Genomic DNA, 20,183 nt, shown 5'->3' with positions numbered 1-20,183 from the left:
CGTCGTTCCTGCTACATGAGTTCCGAGATGGTCGCCATGATCGTCGGGTCGGCCAGCGTGGTCGTGTCGCCGATGCGACGGCCCTCGGCCGCGTCGCGGAGCAGGCGACGCATGATCTTGCCGGAGCGTGTCTTCGGCAGCTCGGGCACGATCACCACCTGCCGGGGCTTCGCGATGGCGCCGATCCGCTTGCCCACCCAGTTCCGGAGCTCCGCGGCGGCGGACTCGCGGTCGACATCGGCCGCCGCTTCCGAGGTGAGGATGACGTAGGCGACGACCGCCTGCCCGGTCGTCTCGTCGGCGGCACCGACGACCGCGGCCTCGGCCACGCCCTCGTGCCCGACGAGGGCCGACTCGATCTCGGCCGTCGACAGGCGGTGTCCCGACACGTTCATGACGTCGTCGACCCGACCCTGGATCCAGATGTCGCCCTGGCCGTCGAGTCGGGCGCCGTCGCCCGCGAAGTACCGACCGGGGAAGCGTGACCAGTAGGTCTCGACGAAGCGGTCCGGGTCGCCCCAGATGCCGCGCGCCATCGACGGCCACGGCTCGGTGATGGTGAGGTAGCCGCTCTCGCCGGGGTCGGCGCGGTGGCCGTCGTCGTCGACGATCTCGGCGACGATGCCGGGCAACGGTGTCTGGGCGGCTCCGGGCTTGAGCTTCGTGACGCCGGGCAGCGCGGAGATCATGATCGCGCCGGTCTCGGTCTGCCACCACGTGTCGACGATGGGCGTGCGGTCGTGGCCGATGACCTGGCGGTACCAGTTCCAGGCCTCGGGGTTGATCGGTTCGCCGACGCTGCCGAGCAGGCGGAGCGTCTCGAGGCTGCGGGCCTCCGGGACCGCGCGGCCGGCCTTCATCGCGGCGCGGACCGCGGTCGGCGCGGTGTAGAGGACCGTGACGCCGTACGCGTCGACGATGTCCCACCAGCGGCCGGGCTTCGGCTCGTCCGGGGTGCCCTCGTAGAGCACCTGCGTGACGCCGTTCGCGAGGGGGCCGTAGACGACGTAGGAGTGCCCGGTGATCCAGCCGATGTCGGCGGTGCACCAGTAGACGTCCTTCTCCGGGTGCATGTCGAACACGTTCTTGTGCGTGTACGCCGCCTGGGTCAGGTACCCGCCGGAGGTGTGCACGATGCCCTTCGGCTTCCCGGTCGTGCCGGAGGTGTAGAGGATGAAGAGGGGTGTCTCGGCGGGGAAGGCCTGCGCCTCGTGGGTGGGGTCCGCCTTCGCCAGTTCGTCGTGCCACCAGAGGTCGCGCTCGCTCCAGGCGATGTCGTTGCCGCCGCGCTTGACGACGAGGACGTGCTCGACGCTGTCGGTGCCCTCGCCCTCGAGTGCCTCGTCGACCGCGGGCTTGAGTGCTGAGACCGCGCCACGGCGCCAGCCGCCGTCGGCCGTGACGACGAGCTTCGCGCCGGCGTCCTCGATGCGGGCGCGGAGGCTCTCGGCGCTGAAGCCACCGAACACGACCGAGTGCACGGCGCCGATGCGGGCGACGGCGAGCATCGTGACGACGGCCTCGGGGATGAGGGGGAGGTAGACGACGACGCGGTCGCCCCGCCCGACGCCGAGGTCGGTGAGCATGTTCGCGGCGCGCTGCACGTCGGCGGTCAGCTCGGCGTAGGTGATGCGTCGGGTGTCCCCGGGAGCGCCCTCGAAGTGGATCGCCACCCGGTCGCCGTTGCCCGCGCGGACGTGCCGGTCGAGGCAGTTCTCGGCGACGTTGAGCGTGCCGTCGGCGAACCACTTCGCGAACGGGGCTCCGGACCAGTCGAGGGTCTGGGTGAACGGCGTCCGCCAGTCGAGGAGCGCGCGGGACTGGTCCGCCCAGAACGCCTCGCGGTCGGCGGAGGCGGCCTCGTGCAGGTCCTCGTGCGCGACGGCGTCGGCGACGAACTCCGGCGACGGGGGGAACGTGGCGTCTCGGCCGGCGTCCGGGGTGTCCGGGCTGCCGGGGGCTCCGTCGTTGCGGGGGTCGGTCTGGGTCGGAGCGGACATCGATGTCCTTTCGCGTCGTTGCGGCAGGGGTGCAGTCGGAGACTACCCCTCGGCATGGGCGCGGGTCGGCGGGGGCGCGTGCGGCCGTGGCGGTCCTGTTCGCTCTGGGCGTGCAGCGCGGCACGCCGAGAAGTCGATCCGGGGGTTGCTTCCGGAGGCCGATCATGGGGTACAGTAGTTCCCGCTGGACTCGTTTCCGGCGGCAACGGTTCGGATTCCCCCCAATCCACCGATGTCAAGGCGGCACCTGTTCCCCCCAACCGGTGCCGCCTCTTCTCGTTTCCGGGCCGGTTCGTGCCACGGTCGACCGCGCTCGGGGTCGGCGACACGCGTCGATCCGCGCGGGCAAGCCGAAGCGTGGACAGACCTGTCCATGCTCCTGCATCGAACCGCGCTGTGGGTTGTTCGACACGTGTTGCACAATCGAACTCGGTACCGCTGGGCGGGTGGTGGTGTCCAGGCGTTCCAGCACTGGGACACCGACTGGGGTACGGCATTGCGTGCCGGGGTACAAAACGGTCCGTTGCTCGCCGAGCGGGCAGCTCTCCACAGGAGGTGGAGTGGACCTCCGAGCGGCGACGGCCGCTCCCTACTCTCTGGTCGCATGCACCGACACCGTGCCGACGCCCCGTTCCTGCCCGGCGCCACGCGACCGATCCGGAGTCGGGACGTCGTCGCCGCCGAGTTCGAGGAGCTCGCCGCGCTCGTCGGCGACGCGGGCGTCACCGACGTGCTCGTGGTCGGCGGCCGCGGGACGTGGGTCGACCGGGGGCGCGGGCTCGAACGCGCCGGCCCCGAGCTGCCCGAGCGGCGGGTGCGGGAACTCGCGACCGAACTCGTGGCACGGGGCGGGCGGCACGTCGACGAGACCACGCCCTGCGTCGACGTCCGCCACGGCGACGGCATCCGCGTGCACGTCGTGCTCGCACCCGTCTCCGTCGGCGGGACCGCGGTCTCGATCCGACTGCCCGCGCCGACCCGGCCGACCCTGCAGTCGCTCGAGGCGCTCGGAGCGTTCGCGCGCGTCCCTCGGTCGGTCCTCGAGCGAGCGGTCGACGAGCGCCGCAACGTGCTCGTCACCGGCGCGACCGGGAGCGGCAAGACCACCATGCTCGCCGCGATGCTGGCGGCCGTCCCGCCCGACGAGCGGATCGTCACCGTCGAGGACGTCGCCGAACTCCGGATCGACCACCCGCACGTCGTCACGCTCGAGGCCCGGCAGGCGAACGCCGAGGGCGCCGGTGCGCTCGGCCTCGACCGGCTCGTCCGCGAAGCGCTCCGCATGCGGCCAGACCGCATCGTCGTCGGGGAGTGCCGGGGCGCCGAGGTCCGCGAGCTCCTCTCCGCCCTGAACACCGGGCACGACGGGGGAGCGGGGACGGTGCACGCCAACGGGATCGCCGACGTGGCGGCGCGGCTCGAGGCGCTCGGTGCGCTCGCCGGGCTCGGGCCGGAGGCGCTCGCCCGACAGGCGGTCAGTGCGCTCGACCTGGTGGTGCACGTCGAGCGGCACGCGGGTCGGCGGCGGTTGGGCGCGGTGGGTGCGTTCCGTGTCGGGCCGGACGGGAGGCTCGTGGTCCGTCCGGTGGACCGGTCGCGGTGAGACGGTCGGTGCGCTCACCGCACGCGGCCCTCGACCCAGCGGCGGCGGCCCGGACGCTGGACCGGGTCGCGACGCTCGTCGCCGCCGGCGTCCCGCCCACCCGGGCGTGGGCACTGGTGGGCGGCTTCCCGCAGGACGCCGGTCCCGCGTGGCAGGACGTCGCCGCCGTGCTCCGCGTCGCCGAACACACCGGGGCGCCGTCGGCGGGTACCGTCCGCGCACTCGCCGGAGCGCTCCGGCGGTCGGCGGCATCGGACCGCGCCGTCCTCGTGGCACTCGCCGGTCCACGAGCGAGCGCCCGGGTGGTGCTCGCGCTGCCGCTGCTCGGCATCGCGCTCGGGTCGACCTGGGGATCGGGTGCCGTCCAGGTGCTCGTGGCGTCGCCGGTCGGCTGGACCTGCGTCGTCCTCTCCACCGTGCTCGTCGTGCTGGGGCGGGCGTGGACCGCGCGCCTCGTCTGTGCGGTGACGCCCGACGGGCACCTGCCGGGCGTGCTGCTCGACGCGTGGGCGGTCGCGGTGTCGGGTGGTGGGTCGTGGGCGGACGGGGGAGCGGCCGTGCGGACCGCCTTCGCCGACCGACCGTGCCGTGCTGCGGACGGCGAACACCTCCGGGAGGTCCTCGCACTCGCGCAGCGTGCCGGGGTCCCGGCGGCGTCGCTCCTCCGCGCGGCTGCCGAGGACGTCCGCGACGACGTCGCTGCCGCGGGCCTCGCCGCCGCGGAACGGCTCGCGGTCCGGCTCGTCCTGCCGCTCGGCGTGTGCGTCCTCCCCGCGTTCGTCCTCGTCGGGGTCGTCCCGGTGGTGGTCGGCGTCCTCTCCTCCACCGTCGTCGACGTCGGGTGATCCTCCACAGATCCGGTGACCGGTCCCGTGCCGAGGGCGGCCCGCGGCGAGGCTGGTCGCATCGCATCGCATCGCATCAGGAAGGACAGTCACATGACCGACTCACCCAGCACGCACCGCCAGCCCCTCGGCGCCCGACTCCGGCGACGACTCGACGACGACCGTGGATCGGCGACGGCCGAGTACGCGGTGGTGATCCTCGCCGCCGTCGCGTTCGCCGGGGTCCTCGTCGCCGTGATGCGCTCCGGAGAAGTGCAGAGCATCCTCACGGAACTCGTCCGTGGTGCCCTGTCCCTCTGACCCGCGCACGGCTGACCCGCGCCCGGCGGCGGACGGGGAGCGCGGCACCGTGAGCGTCGAGTTCGCGGTCGTGCTCCCCGTCGTGGCCCTCGTCCTGACCTCGCTCGTCGCCGCGGTGCTCGTCGTCGACGGTCTCGGTCGCCTCCAGCTCGCGGCGGCCACGGCGGCGCGAGCGTTCGGTCGCGGGGACGACGACGCCGGGCGCGCAGCCCTCGAGCACCTCGCACCCGGGGCCGGCATGACGGTGCACCGCGACGGCGGCGTCGTCTGCGTCCGGGCAGCACGAGGGGCCGCGGGGCCGTTCGAGGCCGTCCCGCTCCGTGCCACCGGCTGCGCTGCGGAGGACGGACGGTGAACGAGCGCGGGTCCGCCACGGTCCTCCTCTCGGCGGTCGTCGGCGTCGTCCTCGTCGTCCTGACGGCGGCGCTCGCCGGAGCCGGACTGCGCGTGGCCACGATCCGCGCCCAGGCTGCTGCCGACGCCTCGGCGCTCGCCGCCGCGGCGGCCCTCGTCGGGCTCGTCCCGGGCGAACCCTGCGCCGCCGCGACGCGCGTGGCAGCGCGGAACCAGGCAGCCCTCGACACCTGCGGCACGGCTGCCTCCGCCGCCCGGGTCCGGGTCGTGGTCGGCGGCGGACCGTTCGCCGTGGGCGCAGTCGCAGTCGCCGGTCCGGCGGACGACCAGCCCGAACACTATGTGTATGGTGTGCCTGTCGGCCCCCGGTCATCGGTGCCCCGGTCGACCCGGACGCGCTCGTCGTCCAGGGCCGACGCGCACCATCGATCAAGGAGACACGTGCCAGGCACGAAGAAGCTCGTCATCGTCGAGAGCCCCGCGAAGGCCAAGACGATCGCGCAATACCTCGGTGACGGATACGAGGTCCAGGCGTCCGTCGGACACATCCGGGACCTCGTCGAGCCCAAGAACCTGCCGGCGGAGCTCAAGAAGGGCTCGCTCGGCAAGTTCTCGGTGGACGTCGACAACGGCTTCGAGCCCTACTACGTCGTCTCGGACGCGAAGAAGAAGACCGTCTCCGAGCTGAAGCGTGCGCTCAAGGAAGCCGACGAGCTCTACCTCGCAACTGATGAGGACCGCGAAGGCGAGGCCATCGCGTGGCACCTGCTGCAGGTCCTCAAGCCCAAGGTGCCGGTCAAGCGCATGGTCTTCCACGAGATCACGAAGGAGGCGATCCAGCGCGCGCAGGAAGCCACCCGTGAGCTCGACACCGCGCTCGTCGACGCGCAGGAGACCCGCCGCATCCTCGACCGTCTCTACGGGTACGAGGTCTCGCCCGTGCTCTGGCGCAAGATCGGGCCGGGGCTCTCGGCCGGTCGCGTGCAGTCCGCTGCCACGCGTCTCGTAGTCGACCGTGAGCGCGAACGCCTCGCGTTCGTGTCCGCCAACTACTGGGACCTCAGCGCGCGCTTCGAGAAGGAGGGCGACGCCGCCTTCACCGCTCGACTCGCGCGGGTCCAGGGGACCCGCGTCGCCTCCGGTCGTGACTTCGACGACCGCGGTGCCCTGAAGGGCGAGGCCGTCCGCCTCGACGAAGCCGCCGCGGCCGCGCTCACCACCGTGCTCGAGCGTGCCGGTGACGCCACCGTCCGCAGCGTCGAGTCGAAGCCCTACACGCGCCGCCCGGCAGCGCCGTTCACGACGTCGACCATGCAGCAGGAAGCAGCGCGCAAGCTCCGCCTCTCGCCGAGACAGACCGCCCGTGCGGCGCAGACGCTGTACGAGAACGGCTACATCACCTACATCCGTACGGACTCGGTCAACCTGTCGAAGCAGGCGCTCGACGCCGCTCGCAAGCAGGCAGCAGACCTCTACGGCGCCGCGACCGTGCCGGACAAGCCGCGCGTCTACGCGAGCAAGAGCAAGAACGCGCAGGAAGCGCACGAGGCGATCCGCCCCGCCGGCGACACCTTCCGCACCCCGTCGCAGCTCGAGGGGACGTTGACCGGTGTCGAGTGGCGCCTCTACGACCTCATCTGGAAGCGCACCATCGCGTCGCAGATGGCGGACGCCAAGGGCTCCACGGCGTCGATCGTGCTCGGAATCTCCTCCGAGGAGTCCGTCGAGGGCATCCCGGCCACGGCGAACGGCACCGACGCCGAGTTCACGGCGTCCGGCACGGTCATCACCTTCCGCGGGTTCCTCAACGCCTACGAAGAGGGCAAGGACGAGGACCGCCACGAGTCCTCGGACCGCTCGGGCAACGACGTGGCGCTGCCGGACGTCAAGGAAGGCGAGCACCTCGCCGTCGACGACGTCGTCGCGAAGGGGCACGACACCACCCCGCCGCCGCGCTACACCGAGGCGAGCCTCATCAAGACGCTCGAAGACCTCGACATCGGTCGCCCGTCGACCTTCCCGACGATCAGCCCGACGATCATCGACCGCGGCTACGTCTCGCTGCGCGGGACCCAGCTCGTGCCGAACTGGATCGCGTTCAGCGTGGTCCGGCTGCTCGAGGAGTACTTCGGTGACCTCGTGCAGTACCAGTTCACGGCCGACATGGAAGCCGACCTCGACCGGATCGCGAACGGCGACGCCGACCGGGTCGACTGGCTCAAGGAGTTCTACTTCGGTGGTGGTGACCAGCGCGGGCTCCGCACGGTCATCGACAACCTCGGCGAGATCGATGCGCGCGAGATCAACTCCGTCGAACTGGCGCCGGGGCTGACCCTCCGCATCGGTCGCTACGGCCCCTACATCGAGGTGCCGAGCGACGACCCCGAGAAGCCCCGTCGCGTCAACGTGCCCGAGGACCTCGCTCCCGACGAGCTCACCGCCGAGAAGGCCCGCGAGCTCGTGGACGCCCCGGTGCTCGGTGACCGCGTCGTCGGCATCAACCCCGAGACCGGGAAAGAGGTGCTCGCGAAGGACGGCCGGTTCGGTCCGTACGTGACCGAGCGCACCCCGGAGCCGGAACCCGCGGTCGACGCCGCGACGGGCGAGGTGCTCGACGCGCAGGCCACGCCGGCCGCCGCCGAGGCGGAGCCCGCAGCGAAGACCACCGCGAAGGGGGCTGCGAAGAAGGCACCGGCGAAGAAGACCACGAAGAAGCCCGCGGCGCCCAAGGAGCGCACGGCCTCCCTCTTCAAGTCGATGGACCCGCAGACGGTCGACCTCGAGACGGCGCTGAAGCTGCTCGACCTGCCGCGGGTCGTCGGCAAGGACCCCGAGTCCGGCGACGACATCACCGCGCAGAACGGCCGGTACGGTCCGTACCTCAAGAAGGGCACGGACACCCGGACCCTGCCGGGCGAGGACGCGATCTTCGACATCGACCTCCCCGGTGCGCTCGAGCTCTTCGCCCAGCCCAAGTACGGCGGCCGCAGCTCGGCGAGCGCAGCGCTCAAGGAGTTCGATGCCGACCCGGTCTCCGGCAAGCCGATCAAGATGAAGGACGGCCGGTTCGGTCCGTACGTCACGGACGGCGAGACCAACGCGACGATCCCGCGCGGTGAGGACGTCGAGGCGGTCGACCACGCCCGCGCCGTGCAGCTCATCGCGGACAAGCGGGCCAAGGGACCGGTGAAGAAGAAGGCACCGGCGCGGAAGCCGGCGGCCAAGAAGAAGTGACCGGCCGGTTCATCACGCTCGAGGGCGGCGACGGCGCGGGCAAGACGACCCAGGCGGAGCTGCTGACGGCCTGGCTCGAGGAGCACGGCCGGACCGTGGTGCGCACCCGTGAGCCGGGCGGCACCGACCTCGGCACGCGGATCCGCGAGATCGTCCTGCACGAGCGCGGCCACGTCGCACCTCGGGCCGAGGCCCTGCTCTACGCGGCCGATCGCGCGCACCACGTCGAGACCCTCGTCCGCCCTGCCATCGCTCGCGGCGACGTGGTGCTGCAGGACCGGTACATCGACTCCTCGGTCGCGTACCAGGGGGTCGCGCGCGGCCTCGGCGCCGAGCACATCCGTTCGGTGTCGGACTGGGCGTCGGACGGGCTCACGCCGGACCGCACGATCCTGCTCGACCTCGACGTCACCGCCGGGCGTGCGCGGGTGGCCGCGGCGCGCGGCGACACCTTCGACCGACTCGAGTCCGAGGCCGAGACGTTCCACGAGACGGTCCGCCAGGCGTTCCTCGACATGGCCGCCGCCGAGCCCGAGCGCTTCCTCGTCGTGGACGCGTCCGCGCCCCGGCCGCGGACGTCCAGCGCGCGATCCGTGCCGCGGTCGCTCCAATGGTCGGGATCGTCGAAGGATGACGGTGGCGGCTGGCAGGATGATCCCGTGAGCGTGTGGGACGGCCTGACAGGGCAAGAGGAAGCGGTCGCGTCGCTCCGCAACGCGGCCGAGTCGCCCGACGGCACCGGTGGCATGACGCACTCGTGGCTGATCACCGGGCCTCCCGGCTCCGGCCGGTCGAACGTCGCGTCCGCCTTCGCCGCCGCACTCGTCGGGAACGGTCCGGACGACGACCACACGCTCCAGCAGATCACCGCGAAGACCCACCCGGACGTCTCGGTCCTGACCACGCAGCGGGTCATCATCACCATCGACGAGATCCGGCAGCTCGTCACGTCGTCGCACTACTCGCCCTCCGTCGGCCGGTACCGCGTGGTGATCATCGAGGACGCGGACCGCATGACGGAACGCACGTCGAACCTGCTCCTCAAGGCGCTCGAGGAACCGCCGGAGCGCACCGTGTGGATCCTCTGCGCCCCGAGCGAGGCCGACCTGCTGCCGACGATCCGGTCGCGCGTGCGGTCGGTCCGCCTCCGCGTGCCGGGCATCGAGTCCGTCGCAGACCTGCTCGTCGCCCGGACCGGTGTGGACCGCGTCCTCGCGATGGACGCCGCACGCCAGGCGCAGAGCCACATCGGCATGGCACAGCGTCTCGCCACCAGCGAGGACGCCCGCGACCGTCGACGCCGCACGCTCAGCACGGTGCTCGGCGTCCGGACCGTCGGAGACGCCGTGATGGCCGCCGCCGACCTGCTCGCCGTCGCCGACGAGGACGCGAAGGCGATCACGCAGCAGCGCGACGCCGAAGAACGTGACGCCGCGATGCGCTCGCTCGGCATCGAGCCCGGCGGCACGATCCCGCCGGCGCTCCGTTCGCAGCTGCGCCTGCTCGAGGAAGACCAGAAGCGTCGGGCGACGCGGAGCCTCCGGGACGGGCTGGACCGGATCCTCGTGGACGTCTCGTCGCTGTACCGTGACCTGTTGCTGCTCGGGCTCGGGGCGCCGGCGGAACCGGTGAACCTCGCGATGCGGGAACAGCTCGACCACGCGCTGCAGTCGGTGACCCCGGCCGCTGCGCTCGAGGTGCTCGACGCCATCGCGCTCGCTCGGCAGCGCATCGCCGCGAACGTGGCGGCCCTCCTCGCGCTCGAGGCGCTGCTCGTCACCATCGCTCGCGCGCGCCGCTGACCCGCGCCCTGGGCGGGACCACCTGCCCGAGGTGCGACGCAGGACGCGCTCGCACCGCGCCTCCAGGCCGTCCGGAACCACACCCTGTGACGTTCCCCATCCGCCCGCGCCCCCGCGCATGGGACAATCACCGCATGTCCGACGCAGAACCCGGCCTGCGCGAGCGGAAGCGCCGCGCCACCCGACTCGCGATCCAGCAGGCCGCGCTCCGCATCGCGATCGAGGAAGGGCTCGCGGCTGTGACGGTCGACGAGATCTCGCGGCGGGCAGACGTGTCGCCGCGCACGTTCTTCAACTACTTCCCGAACAAGGAAGGCGCGATCCTCGGCGACGATCCGACACTGCCGGACGACGACACCCTCGCGGACTTCGTGGCCGGTGGGCCGACGGGGGACCTGCTCGCCGACCTCGGGGCGTTGCTCGTGCACTCGACGCGCGAACTCATCGAGGAGCGTGGGCTGATCGAGGAGCGGCAGCAGGTGCTCCGCGCCGCGCCGGAGCTCTTCAGTCGGCGGATGGAGTCGATGAAGGAGTTCCAGGCGGCGATCGAGGGGGCCATCGTGGCGCGCTTCGCGGCGGCCGCGGACGGAGCTCCGGACGCCTCCGGAGAGACCCCGGAGCGGCGTCGGCGGGCGCGGCTGGCGTCCCTCGTGGCGTTGGCTGCGCTGCGGCACGCGTGGTGGGAGTGGTCGGACGCGGGGTCGGACACCCACCTCGTCGACGAGCTCGAACGGTCGTTCGCCGACCTCGACGCGCTCGTTTCGCGTTCGCTCGTCTGAACCTGTATAGTCGTGTCCCGTGCCGCTCCGGCAACGGAGCGTCCGCCGCCTTAGCTCAGTCGGCAGAGCGATTCACTCGTAATGAATAGGTCGTCGGTTCGATTCCGACAGGCGGCTCCGAGAAGCCCCGGTCAGACAGTGTCTGACCGGGGCTTTCTGCTTCGCGCGCCGCGCGCCGGGCGCCGGGCGCCGGGCGCCGGGTCGGGCCGAGCGCCTGCGCGCCCGGCCCGGCCTCAGGGCAGGTAGTACGTCGGGTTCGGCAGCTTCACGCTCCGGTCCGCCGACCCGCCGAGCAGGTCGCTGTACTGGTCGCCGAAGTTCGCCACCACGTCGTACCGCCCACCCGAGCGCGACTCGATGTGCGCACGGGTCTGCGACTTGTACTCGACGGTGGTGCACTTCGCCGTGGCGCAGGTGATGTACGACGGCTGCTGCGAGGCCCCGACGCCGGTCCACTTCGTGTAGTACGTCTGCGTGCCGCGCCTGCGTCGCCGCGAACTGCGGGTACCCGACCTTCTGCAGGTTCTCGATCGTGGCGGTCTTCTGGTCGTCGTTGCGTCCGGTGAGCCCGATGATCGTGCAGCCGGAGCGCTGGGCGATCGACACGAGCGAGGTCATCGACGGGGTGGCGGGGAAGCGCTCGTCCTGCACCCACTCGTCCTGGCGGGCGGGATCGAACACGAAGTGCATGTCGGCGACCTCCATGTCGTAGGTCCACAGAGTGGTGTCGTCGGCGTCGAGCACGATGGCGGGGTTGCGGTGGAGCTTCCGGCCGACGGCGCACTGGGCGGCGACGACGGGAGCCTGCTTCCGGACGATGGAGCGCATCTCGCGGATGTACGGCGAGTCGGTGCGGTTGGCGAGGCCGGTGCCGGGGTCGCCGTAGTACGTCGCGATGGTCGACTTCACGGAGTCGATGTTCGGGATGCCCTCGCCGCTCTGGGTCGCGCCGGAGGAGCCGTCGGCGGCCATGGTGAAGTGCGTGCGGGGCGTCAGGCGCGGCTCGGACACGCCGTGCAGGTCGGCCGAGGGCAGGTAGTAGGTCGGGTTCGGCAACTTCACCGCGCGGTCGGCGTACCCGCCCTGCAGGTCGCTCCACTGGTCACCGACGTTGAGCGTGATGTCGTAGCCGAGGTCCTGCTCGATGTGCTTCCGCGTGAGCGCCTTGTACTCGACGGTCGTGCACTTCGCCGTGGCGCAGGTGATGTACGACGGCTGCTGGGACGTCCCGACTCCGGTCCACTTCGTGAAGAAGCGGTCCTGGGTGAACGCGGTGTAGCCGACCTTCGACAGGTTCTGGACGGTGGCGGCCTTCTGGTCGTCGTTCCGACCGGTGAGTCCGAAGACCGTGAACCCGAGCGACTGCGCCCGGTTCACGAAGCCGACCATCGACGGCGTCGCGGGGAAGCGCTCGTCCTGCACCCACTCGTCCTGGCGAGCCGGGTCGAACACGAAGTGCATGTCCGCGACCTCCATGTCGTAGGTCCACAGCGTCGTGTCGTCGGCGTCGAGGACGATCGCGGGCTTCTCGCCGCGACGGACCGCGGCGTCGTGGATGCGCTGCAGCTGGGCGCTCTGCCGGTCGACGATGGACCGCATCTCGCGGATGTAGGGGGAGTCGGTGCGGTTCGCGAGTCCGGTGCCGGGGTCGCCGTAGTACGTCGCGATGGTCTTCTTGACCGAGTCGATGTTCGGGATGCCCTCGCCGCCCTGGCTCGCGCCGGAGGAGCCGTCGGCCGCCATCGTGAACTGCGTCCGGGGCTGCAGCCCCGCGTCGGCCGAGTGGCCCGGCGGTGCCCAGCCGTGTCCGGGCGATCCCCAGCCGTGCGCGGTCGCCGGGGTGACACCGACGAGGGTCGAGGTGATGACGATGGCCGCGCTCGTGGCGACGACGGACAGGACGGATCGGCGCATGGAGGACCTGATCGCTTTCTGCTGGGGGAGCGGCCGTCGGACGCGACCGCGGGACCCCCGTTCAGGGGGCGCAGCAGCACGCTAGCTGGCAATCACCAGTGCAGTCCATACCAAAGTGCTGCGGGTGGACAGCGGTGTGCCGAGCACGGCCCCTGGTAGACAGGTCCCATGACGGTTCGCTGGGGAGTCATCGGTACGGGCGGCATCGCACGGTCCTTCGTGGGCGACTGCACGGCCGCGGGGGTCGAGTTCGTCGCGGTCGGCAGCCGGACGCCCGCGAGCGCCGAGACGTTCGCGGCCGAGTTCGGGATCCCGCGGGCGCACGGCTCCTACGAGGACCTCGTCGCCGACGACGGCGTCGACGCCGTCTACGTCGCGACACCGCACTCGCGGCACGCGGCGGACGCACTGCTCGCCATCGAGGCCGGCAAGCACGTCCTCGTCGAGAAGGCCTTCACGATCACGGCGGACGAGGCCCGCCTGGTGGTCGACGCCGCCCGGCGCGCCGACGTCGCCGTCATGGAGGCGATGTGGACGCGCTTCCTCCCGCAGATGTCGATGATCCGCGAGCTCGTGGCCGAGGGCCGCATCGGGCGGGTCCGGCTCGTCGAGGCGACCCACCACCAGGCGCTGCCGTCCGACCCGGCACACCGGTTGAACGACCCTGCGCTCGGCGGTGGCGCGATGCTCGACCTCGGCATCTACCCGATCTCCTTCGCGGTCGACGTCCTCGGCGTCCCCACGTCGGTCGTCGCCGCGGGCACCCTGAGCGAGCAGGGCGTCGACACCCAGATGGGCCTGGTGCTGACGCACGAGGGCGGGACGCAGTCGATGCTCCACTTCGGGCTCGACCTCCGCAGTCCGAACACCGCCTCGGTCATCGGCGAGGACGGCCGCATCGACCTGGACTCGACGTGGTTCACGCCGACGACCTGGCGGCTCCGCGACCGCGACGGGAACGTCGTCGAGGAGTTCGACGGGCGCGAGGAACTCACCGGCTACGCGCACGAGGTCCGCGCGTTCGAGTCGATGGTCGAGTCCGGCACCCACGAGGGCGGCCCGATGGACCCCGAGGAGACGGTCGCGATCATGGCGCTCATGGACGAGGCTCGCCGACAGGTCGGCGTCCGGTACCCGGCTGACGGCTGACGCGACCGACCGACGGCTGACGCCCGGAAGGGCGCGGAACGTCCGGATCCGGAAAGTGGGCCTGGAGGCTCCTCCCGCAGTTCCGTAGGATCGTTCGCGATGTCCGACCAGCAGCCTTCACCGCGCGGCGTCGCGGACCGCCTCCGCGACGCGCGCACCGCCGTCCGCGCCTCGTTCGCCCGCCGCCCGGTGCCGTGGGTCGCGGGTGGTCTCGCGACCGTGCTCGTGCTCGGGTCCGGCGGTGCCGTGGCCGTGGCGGCGGCGACGATGCCGACCCCGACGACCACGGCGGCCGCGACGCCGTCCGCCACCGCGTCGAGCAGCCCCGCACCGACGACGGCCGCCCCCACCCCGACACCGACGCCGAGCGGCCGCACGGTGCCGGACGACGCCGCGGGCCCCTCCGCCCTCCGGACGTGCACGATCACGAACGCCGCCTCGGCGAGCGGCCTCGGCGCGTTCGAGGGGTACGTCATGAACGCGAAGACCGGCGAGGTGCTGTTCTCGCGCAACGGTGACGAGGCCGCACAGACCGGCAGCGTGATGAAGACCCTGACGACGGCGACCGCGCTGGCCGTCCTCGGCGGCGACCACCGCATCCCGACCACCGTGACGAAGGAGTCCGGCGGTGCGATCGCCCTCGTCGGCCACGGTGACGCCACGCTCTCGGCAGGCGGAGCGACGGTGTACCCGGGCGCCCCGACGCTCGCGCAGCTCGCCCAGCAGGTGAAGGCGAAGCTCGGCAACACCCCGGTGACGACGATCGTCACGGACGACACGTACTGGAACGACGCCGACGCCTGGGACCCCACCTGGCCGGTGAGCGAGCGGACGATCGGCTACCAGCCGAACGTCACGGCGCTCATGGTCGACGGTGACCGCGCGAACCCGGGTGCCCAGACCTCGCCGCGCTCCACCGATCCGGTCGGTCGCGCCGGGGACCTGTTCCGCACGGCCCTCGCGAACGCCGGGGTCGCCGGTGCGGGGAACGCGCAGATCGTCAAGCGTGCCACGACCAGCACGGACACGATCGCCACGGTCTCCTCGCAGCCGGTGTCGACGCTCATCGGGCAGATGATCCCGAACTCGGACAACACCCTCGCCGAGATGCTCGCGCGGATCTCGTCGAAGGAGTCCGGCTCGGACGGCTCCGCAGCCTCGCTGACCGCCGTGTACCAGGCAGCCCTGAAGTCGTACGGCGTCGACCCGGCCGGCATCGTCATCAAGGACGGCTCGGGGGAGAGCGCCGCGAACGCCGTGTCGCCGAACTTCGTCGCGCACCTCATGGTGCAGGTCGCCGCCGGTGCGAAGGGCCTCGGGACGCTCGCGAACGCCCTGCCGGTGTCCGGACAGTCCGGCACGCTGGCCAGTCGGTTCACCGGGGCGAACGCCGTCGCCCGGGGCAAGGTGCACGCGAAGACCGGGTGGATCGACAGTGCGAACACCCTCGGCGGCTACATCGACGCGGCCGACGGCACCCGGCTGACGTTCGCCTTCTACGCGATCGGGTCCTCGCGGGCCGCGGCGCTGCCCGCACTCGACGCGGTGACGGCGGCGACCTACTCGTGCGGGAGCAGGCTCACCGGCTCCTGAGGCCGCGGGTGTTGGATGGACCCATGTCCAGGGCACTCCTCGTCGTCGACGTCCAGAACGACTTCACCGAGGGCGGTGCCCTCGGTGTGACCGGCGGGGACGACCTCGCGCGACGCATCACCGCGTTCCTCGGTCGGCACGCCGACGAGTACGACCTCATCGTCGGCTCCCGCGACTGGCACCACGGCGACGACGACAACGGCGGCCACTTCGCCGGTCCCGAGGGTCCGGACTACGAGACGACCTGGCCGGTGCACTGCGTCGCCGGGACCCCGGGGGCCGAGTACCACCCGCGGCTCGACACCGCTCCGATCGACGTGCACGTCTTCAAGGGGCAGGGCACGCCGGACTACTCGGCGTTCCAGGCGCGCACCGAGGACGGCGTCCCGCTGCCCGAGGTCCTCGCCGAGCACCGCGTCGTGACGATCGACGTGGTCGGCATCGCCACCGACCACTGCGTGCGCGCATCGGCGCTCGACGCCCGGGCTGCGGGATACGACGTCGCGGTCTACGACGACCTGGTGGTCGGGGTGGACGAAGCCCGCAGCGCGCGGGCGCTCGACGAGATCCGCGCCGCAGGCGGGCACGTCGACCACAGCGACATGGACGAGGGACTGGCGAACCCCGGCGGGGCGCTCCTCTGACCTCGGCGTACCGTCGACCGACCGCGGCCGCGCCGGCTCAGACGAGCAGCTGGTGCTTCGCCAGGTCGCGGTAGAGCGGCGTCGACTCGACGAGTTCCGAGTGGGTCCCGACGCCGACGACCCGGCCGTGCTCGAGCACGACGATCACGTCCGAGTCCACCACCGTGGACAGTCGGTGCGCGATCACGAGCAGCGTGCGGTCCTCGGTCACGGCGTCGATCGCGAGGCGCATCTTCTGCTCGTTGACGCCGTCGAGCGACGAGGTGGACTCGTCGAGCAGCAGGATCGGCGGAGCGGCGAGGAGTGCCCGTGCGATCGCGAGCCGCTGCCGTTCACCGCCGGAGAGCATGACGCCGTCCTCGCCGACCTGGGCGTCGAGGCCGCGGGGATCGCGGTGCAGGACCTCGCCGAGGTTGACGGCCTCGAGCACGCGGACGCAGTCGTCCTCGGTGGCGTCCGGTGAACCGAGCAGCAGGTTCGCCCGGATCGTGCCGGCGAGCACCGGAGCGTCCTGTTCGACGTACCCGATCTGCGCGCGCAGCTCGGCGCGGTCGAGGCCACGGACGTCGACGCCGCCGAGCCGGATGACCCCGTCGGTCGGGTCGTAGAACCGTTCGATGAGGGCGAGCGTGGTCGACTTGCCCGCGCCGGACGGTCCCACGAGTGCGACCCGCGATCCGCGTGGGACCCGGAAGGACACGTCGTGCAGCACCACGTCGTCGGAGGCGGTGTCGTCGTCGACGGCCGGCTCGGCGCCGTCCGCACCGGAGGCTTGGGCCGGACGCGCGTACCGGAACGACACGTGTTCGAAGGCGATCGCGTCGTCGCTCTCCACCGCGGCGGCGACGCGGACGGCCTGATCCTCCTGCGCCTCGGTCGGGAGGTGCAGGATCTCCTCGATGCGGCCGAGCGCACCGAGCGCCTGGGCGACGGCGACGGCAGCGCCCATGGCCTGGCCGAGCGGCATGATCATCATGAAGAGCAGCAGGATGAACGTGATGAGCGTCGCGATCGTGATGGTGCCGGCTGCGACCTGCGCACCACCGACGCCGAGGACGGCGATGAACGCGACCTGCATGACGATGCTCGCGACGGGCACCACGAACGCCGACATCCGCGCGATGTCGAGGCCACGACGGTAGGCCTCGGTCGCGTGGCTGTCGACCTCGTGCACCTCGCGCTCAGTGGCACCGGCGGCACGGATCGTGCGGACGGCACCGATGCCGCGTTCGACCGCCGCGGTGAGGTCGCCGACCTTCTCCTGCGCACGCTTCGACGCGACGCGGATGCGGCGGCTGAGCCCGCCGACGACGACGATCGCGACGAGCACGATGACGACGACGATGCCGAGGAGCAGTGGGTCGATGACGGCCATCGCGATGATGGCGCCGATGAACGTCAGGGCGCCGCCGATCGACTCGATGAGGCCCTGCGTCAGCACGGCGCGCAGCAGTGTCGTGTCGCTGCCGACGCGGGAGACGAGGTCGCCAGTGCGGCGCGTGTCGAACTCGGAGATCGGCAGGTTGAGGATGCGCGCGATGAGCTTCCGCCGGGTGGACAGGACGACGCCTTCACCCGCGCGCTGCAGCAGGAAGTGCTGCACACCGTTGAGGACGCCCGCGACGATGACGAGTCCGACGAGCAGCCAGACGAGGGTGCTCAGGGTGTTGCCGTGCTGGACGGCGGTGATGACCTGGTTGACGAGCAGCGGCTGCGCGAGGGACGCACCCGCACCGAGGACGCTCAGCACGATGATGACGACCATCGCGGGCTTGTTCTCGAACAGGTAGCTCAGCAGTCGGCCGAACGTGGCGCGGGGACCGTCGGTCTTCTTGGGTCTGGCGAAGGGGGAGCTCATCGTGTTCCTAGTTTCTGCCGTACTTCTTGTGCACTGCCTGGCGGCTGACGCCGAGCAGCGTCGCGATCTCCTGCCACGAGGCGCCGGCGTTCCGGGCACGTCGGGCCGCGAGTTCCTCGGTCCGGTCGAGCTCACGACGGAGTTCGCGCACGCTGGCGAGGGCGGAGAACGGGTCGTCTCCGGCTGCGCCGGCGGCGAGGCTCGTGATGGTCGGTCGGTCCACGCGTGTCAACCTACATTGACGCACCGATAGTGTCAACTCGGGTTGACGCGCGGGGGTGGGCGGCGTGGTGCGGTGACGCCTGTGAGCGTGCATGCGCGTGCACGTTCCGACGAAGCACGCGTCGATCGACTGGTGGAGTGTCGGAACATGCGGACGCACACGGTACGCGTGCATGTTCCGACGAAGCGCGCGTCGATCGACTGGTGGGGTGTCGGATCATGCGTACGGCCCCGGTACGTCCCCGGTACGTCCCCGCACGACGGACGGGAGGCGCGGTGCCAGCCGGCACCGCGCCTCCCGTCTGCGGAGGTGGTCGCGTCAGGCGCGCGCGTCCACCGGTGCTGCGTCCGGTTCGCCGGCGGTGTCCGCCGCGTCGAGCGCGGCGCTCTTCGTCTCACGGATGAAGAACAGGGCGACGAGCGTCACGACCGCGGCGATCGTGAGGTAGAGCCCGACCAGGAAGATGTTGCCGTCCGGCTGCCACAGCGCGAGCGCGATGGTCGGAGCGAGCGAAGCGCCGAGGATCGACGCGACGTTGTAGGCGATCGCCGAACCCGTGTACCGCACGTTCGTCGGGAAGAGCTCCGGCAGCAGGGCGCCCATCGGACCGAACGTCAGGCCCATCAGCGACAGTCCCACGATCAGGAACGTCACCACCGTGATCGGACCGGTCGACGCGGCGAACCAGAACTGGAACGTCAGGCCGAAGATCGCGATGCCGATCGTGGTCGGGATGAGCGTGCGACGACGGCCGAACTTGTCGGCGAGGATGCCTGCGATCGGCGTGAAGATGCCGAAGAACACGACGCCGATCATGAGCAGCGTGAGGAACTCGCCACGGGTGTAGCCGAGGCCGATCTTCGGGACGAGGGGGCCGGCCTCGGCTCCGGTGGTGCCGTAGGACAGCGTGAACGTCGTCATGAAGTAGAAGAGGACGTAGGTCGCGACCATGCCGAAGGTCCCGACGATGACGGCGCGCCACGAGGTGCGGAACACCCGGCCGAGCGGGACCTTGGCGACCGAACCGGACTCCTGGACGCCACGGAACACCGTCGACTCGACGAGCTTGAACCGCACGTAGAGGCCCACGATCACCAGGACGGCCGACAGCAGGAACGGGAGTCGCCAGCCCCAGGCCTGGAAGTCCGGGTTCGGGGTGCCGTCGGCGCCGGCGGGCATCGCCGCGTTGATCGCGATGAACAGGCCGTTGGCGAGCAGGAAGCCGATCGGGGCGCCGAGCTGCGGCATCGAGCCGAACACCCCGCGCTTGCCCTTCGGCGCGTTCTCGGTCGCGAGCAGTGCCGCGCCCGACCACTCGCCACCGAGCCCGACGCCCTGCGCGAAGCGCATCACGGCGAGGAGCACCGGAGCCCAGATGCCGATCGAGTCGAACGTCGGCAGGCAGCCGATGAGGAACGTCGCGGTGCCCATCACGAGCAGGGACGCCACGAGGGTCGCCTTGCGGCCGACGCGGTCGCCGAAGTGGCCGAAGATGATCGACCCGACCGGGCGGGCGAAGAACGCGAGGGCGAACGTGACGAACGAGGACAGCTGCGAGGCCGTCGGGTCCTCGTTCGGGAAGAAGAGCGTCGGGAAGACGAGGACCGCGGCGGTCGCGTAGACGTAGAAGTCGTAGAACTCGATGGAGGTGCCGACGAGGCTGGCGATCACGACGCGGGAGCGCGGGTTGCCTGCGGTCTTCGGGGATGCGGGTGCCGGTGCGGCGGACATGGGGTGAGGAGACTCCGTGGATGACGCTCACGGGGGAGCGCAGCGGTGTTCCGGACGGCGGACACCGATCGGTTCGCGCAGGGTGGCGCGGGCACTGATCGGGTGCGTTCGGTTCGGGGTGGTGTACCGCTTGTGACGGGGGCCACCATCGTAC

15 protein-coding genes, 1 tRNA gene and 2 pseudogenes are annotated in these 20,183 nt (G+C 71.5%); 12 read left to right on the top strand and 6 right to left on the bottom strand.

The window, feature by feature from the left end:
• Positions 1–11: 11 nt before the first annotated feature.
• A complete protein-coding gene (gene acs / locus QE359_RS16490) occupies positions 12–2,000 on the bottom strand; it encodes an acetate--CoA ligase (RefSeq protein WP_309779980.1) in 1,989 nt (662 codons plus the stop codon).
• A 604-nt stretch (positions 2,001–2,604) separates the two neighbouring features.
• On the opposite strand from acs, the gene QE359_RS16485 reads away from it, so the two are divergent.
• From QE359_RS16485 to QE359_RS16445, 9 genes and pseudogenes are all read left to right on the top strand, one after another.
• A complete protein-coding gene (locus QE359_RS16485; protein ID WP_092386415.1) occupies positions 2,605–3,603 on the top strand; it encodes a TadA family conjugal transfer-associated ATPase in 999 nt (332 codons plus the stop codon).
• Between the two features lie 8 nt (positions 3,604–3,611).
• Positions 3,612–4,448: a hypothetical protein gene (locus tag QE359_RS16480; RefSeq protein ID WP_309779979.1), complete on the top strand. Its 837-nt coding sequence runs from the start codon at positions 3,612–3,614 to the stop codon at positions 4,446–4,448.
• A 93-nt stretch (positions 4,449–4,541) separates the two neighbouring features.
• On the top strand, positions 4,542–4,748 hold the full coding sequence (locus QE359_RS16475; RefSeq protein WP_071295957.1) for a DUF4244 domain-containing protein: 207 nt from the start codon (positions 4,542–4,544) through the stop codon (positions 4,746–4,748).
• 49 nt (positions 4,749–4,797) lie between these two features.
• Positions 4,798–5,103: a TadE family type IV pilus minor pilin gene (locus QE359_RS16470; protein WP_309779978.1), complete on the top strand. Its 306-nt coding sequence runs from the start codon at positions 4,798–4,800 to the stop codon at positions 5,101–5,103.
• A gap of 440 nt (positions 5,104–5,543) precedes the next feature.
• The gene (gene topA, locus QE359_RS16465; protein ID WP_309780453.1) at positions 5,544–8,336 is read left to right on the top strand and encodes a type I DNA topoisomerase; all 2,793 of its coding nucleotides are present in this window, start codon (positions 5,544–5,546) and stop codon (positions 8,334–8,336) included.
• Positions 8,333–8,842, top strand: a pseudogene (tmk, locus tag QE359_RS16460) (dTMP kinase); the annotation flags it as partial. The gene topA and the pseudogene tmk, both read left to right, overlap by 4 nt.
• Before the next feature lie 153 nt (positions 8,843–8,995).
• Complete coding sequence (locus QE359_RS16455) at positions 8,996–10,138, top strand: DNA polymerase III subunit delta' (RefSeq protein ID WP_071302639.1); 1,143 nt, start codon at positions 8,996–8,998, stop codon at positions 10,136–10,138.
• A 134-nt stretch (positions 10,139–10,272) separates the two neighbouring features.
• On the top strand, positions 10,273–10,917 hold the full coding sequence (locus QE359_RS16450) for a TetR/AcrR family transcriptional regulator (protein ID WP_071295960.1): 645 nt from the start codon (positions 10,273–10,275) through the stop codon (positions 10,915–10,917).
• 44 nt (positions 10,918–10,961) lie between these two features.
• Positions 10,962–11,034 (top strand) — tRNA-Thr (locus QE359_RS16445).
• Positions 11,035–11,150: 116 nt separating this feature from the next.
• On the opposite strand, the gene QE359_RS16440 is transcribed toward QE359_RS16445, so the two are convergent.
• A complete protein-coding gene (locus QE359_RS16440) occupies positions 11,151–11,276 on the bottom strand; it encodes an HAD family acid phosphatase (RefSeq protein ID WP_309780452.1) in 126 nt (41 codons plus the stop codon).
• Positions 11,277–11,469: 193 nt separating this feature from the next.
• Positions 11,470–12,516, bottom strand: a pseudogene (locus QE359_RS16435) (HAD family acid phosphatase); the annotation flags it as partial.
• Between the two features lie 483 nt (positions 12,517–12,999).
• On the opposite strand from QE359_RS16435, the gene QE359_RS16430 reads away from it, so the two are divergent.
• The 3 genes from QE359_RS16430 (at position 13,000) to QE359_RS16420 (ending at position 16,217) form a co-directional block, all read left to right on the top strand.
• Positions 13,000–13,980, top strand: a complete 981-nt coding sequence (locus QE359_RS16430; protein ID WP_309779977.1) for a Gfo/Idh/MocA family oxidoreductase — start codon at positions 13,000–13,002, stop codon at positions 13,978–13,980.
• A 99-nt stretch (positions 13,981–14,079) separates the two neighbouring features.
• On the top strand, positions 14,080–15,573 hold the full coding sequence (dacB, locus tag QE359_RS16425) for a D-alanyl-D-alanine carboxypeptidase/D-alanyl-D-alanine-endopeptidase (RefSeq protein ID WP_309779976.1): 1,494 nt from the start codon (positions 14,080–14,082) through the stop codon (positions 15,571–15,573).
• A gap of 23 nt (positions 15,574–15,596) precedes the next feature.
• Positions 15,597–16,217 (top strand): isochorismatase family protein, encoded by a 621-nt coding sequence (locus QE359_RS16420; protein WP_309779975.1) that lies wholly within the window; start codon positions 15,597–15,599, stop codon positions 16,215–16,217.
• 37 nt (positions 16,218–16,254) lie between these two features.
• On the opposite strand, the gene QE359_RS16415 is transcribed toward QE359_RS16420, so the two are convergent.
• The 3 genes from QE359_RS16415 to QE359_RS16405 form a co-directional block, all read right to left on the bottom strand.
• Positions 16,255–18,075 (bottom strand): ABC transporter ATP-binding protein, encoded by a 1,821-nt coding sequence (locus QE359_RS16415; RefSeq protein WP_309779974.1) that lies wholly within the window; start codon positions 18,073–18,075, stop codon positions 16,255–16,257.
• A 7-nt stretch (positions 18,076–18,082) separates the two neighbouring features.
• Complete coding sequence (locus QE359_RS16410) at positions 18,083–18,298, bottom strand: hypothetical protein (RefSeq protein ID WP_022907338.1); 216 nt, start codon at positions 18,296–18,298, stop codon at positions 18,083–18,085.
• Between the two features lie 318 nt (positions 18,299–18,616).
• Entirely contained in the window at positions 18,617–20,029 is a 1,413-nt protein-coding gene (locus QE359_RS16405; protein ID WP_309779973.1) for an MFS transporter, read from the bottom strand.
• Positions 20,030–20,183 lie beyond the last annotated feature (154 nt).

It is taken from the genome of Curtobacterium sp. SORGH_AS_0776, assembly GCF_031453355.1.
Classification (GTDB): Bacteria; Actinomycetota; Actinomycetes; order Actinomycetales; family Microbacteriaceae; genus Curtobacterium.
Note: the sequence above shows the minus strand (reverse complement) of the source record. Positions and strands in the feature narration are given on the sequence as shown.

Excerpts from the sequence above, each read along its gene's own strand:
- acs (WP_309779980.1), bottom strand. The coding sequence starts at position 2,000 with ATGTCCGCTCCGACCCAGACCGACCCCCGCAACGACGGAGCCCCCGGC.
- QE359_RS16485 (WP_092386415.1), top strand. The coding sequence starts at position 2,605 with ATGCACCGACACCGTGCCGACGCCCCGTTCCTGCCCGGCGCCACGCGA.
- QE359_RS16475 (WP_071295957.1), top strand. The coding sequence starts at position 4,542 with ATGACCGACTCACCCAGCACGCACCGCCAGCCCCTCGGCGCCCGACTC.
- QE359_RS16450 (WP_071295960.1), top strand. The coding sequence starts at position 10,273 with ATGTCCGACGCAGAACCCGGCCTGCGCGAGCGGAAGCGCCGCGCCACC.
- QE359_RS16430 (WP_309779977.1), top strand. The coding sequence starts at position 13,000 with ATGACGGTTCGCTGGGGAGTCATCGGTACGGGCGGCATCGCACGGTCC.
- dacB (WP_309779976.1), top strand. The coding sequence starts at position 14,080 with ATGTCCGACCAGCAGCCTTCACCGCGCGGCGTCGCGGACCGCCTCCGC.
- QE359_RS16420 (WP_309779975.1), top strand. The coding sequence starts at position 15,597 with ATGTCCAGGGCACTCCTCGTCGTCGACGTCCAGAACGACTTCACCGAG.
- QE359_RS16415 (WP_309779974.1), bottom strand. The coding sequence starts at position 18,075 with ATGAGCTCCCCCTTCGCCAGACCCAAGAAGACCGACGGTCCCCGCGCC.
- QE359_RS16405 (WP_309779973.1), bottom strand. The coding sequence starts at position 20,029 with ATGTCCGCCGCACCGGCACCCGCATCCCCGAAGACCGCAGGCAACCCG.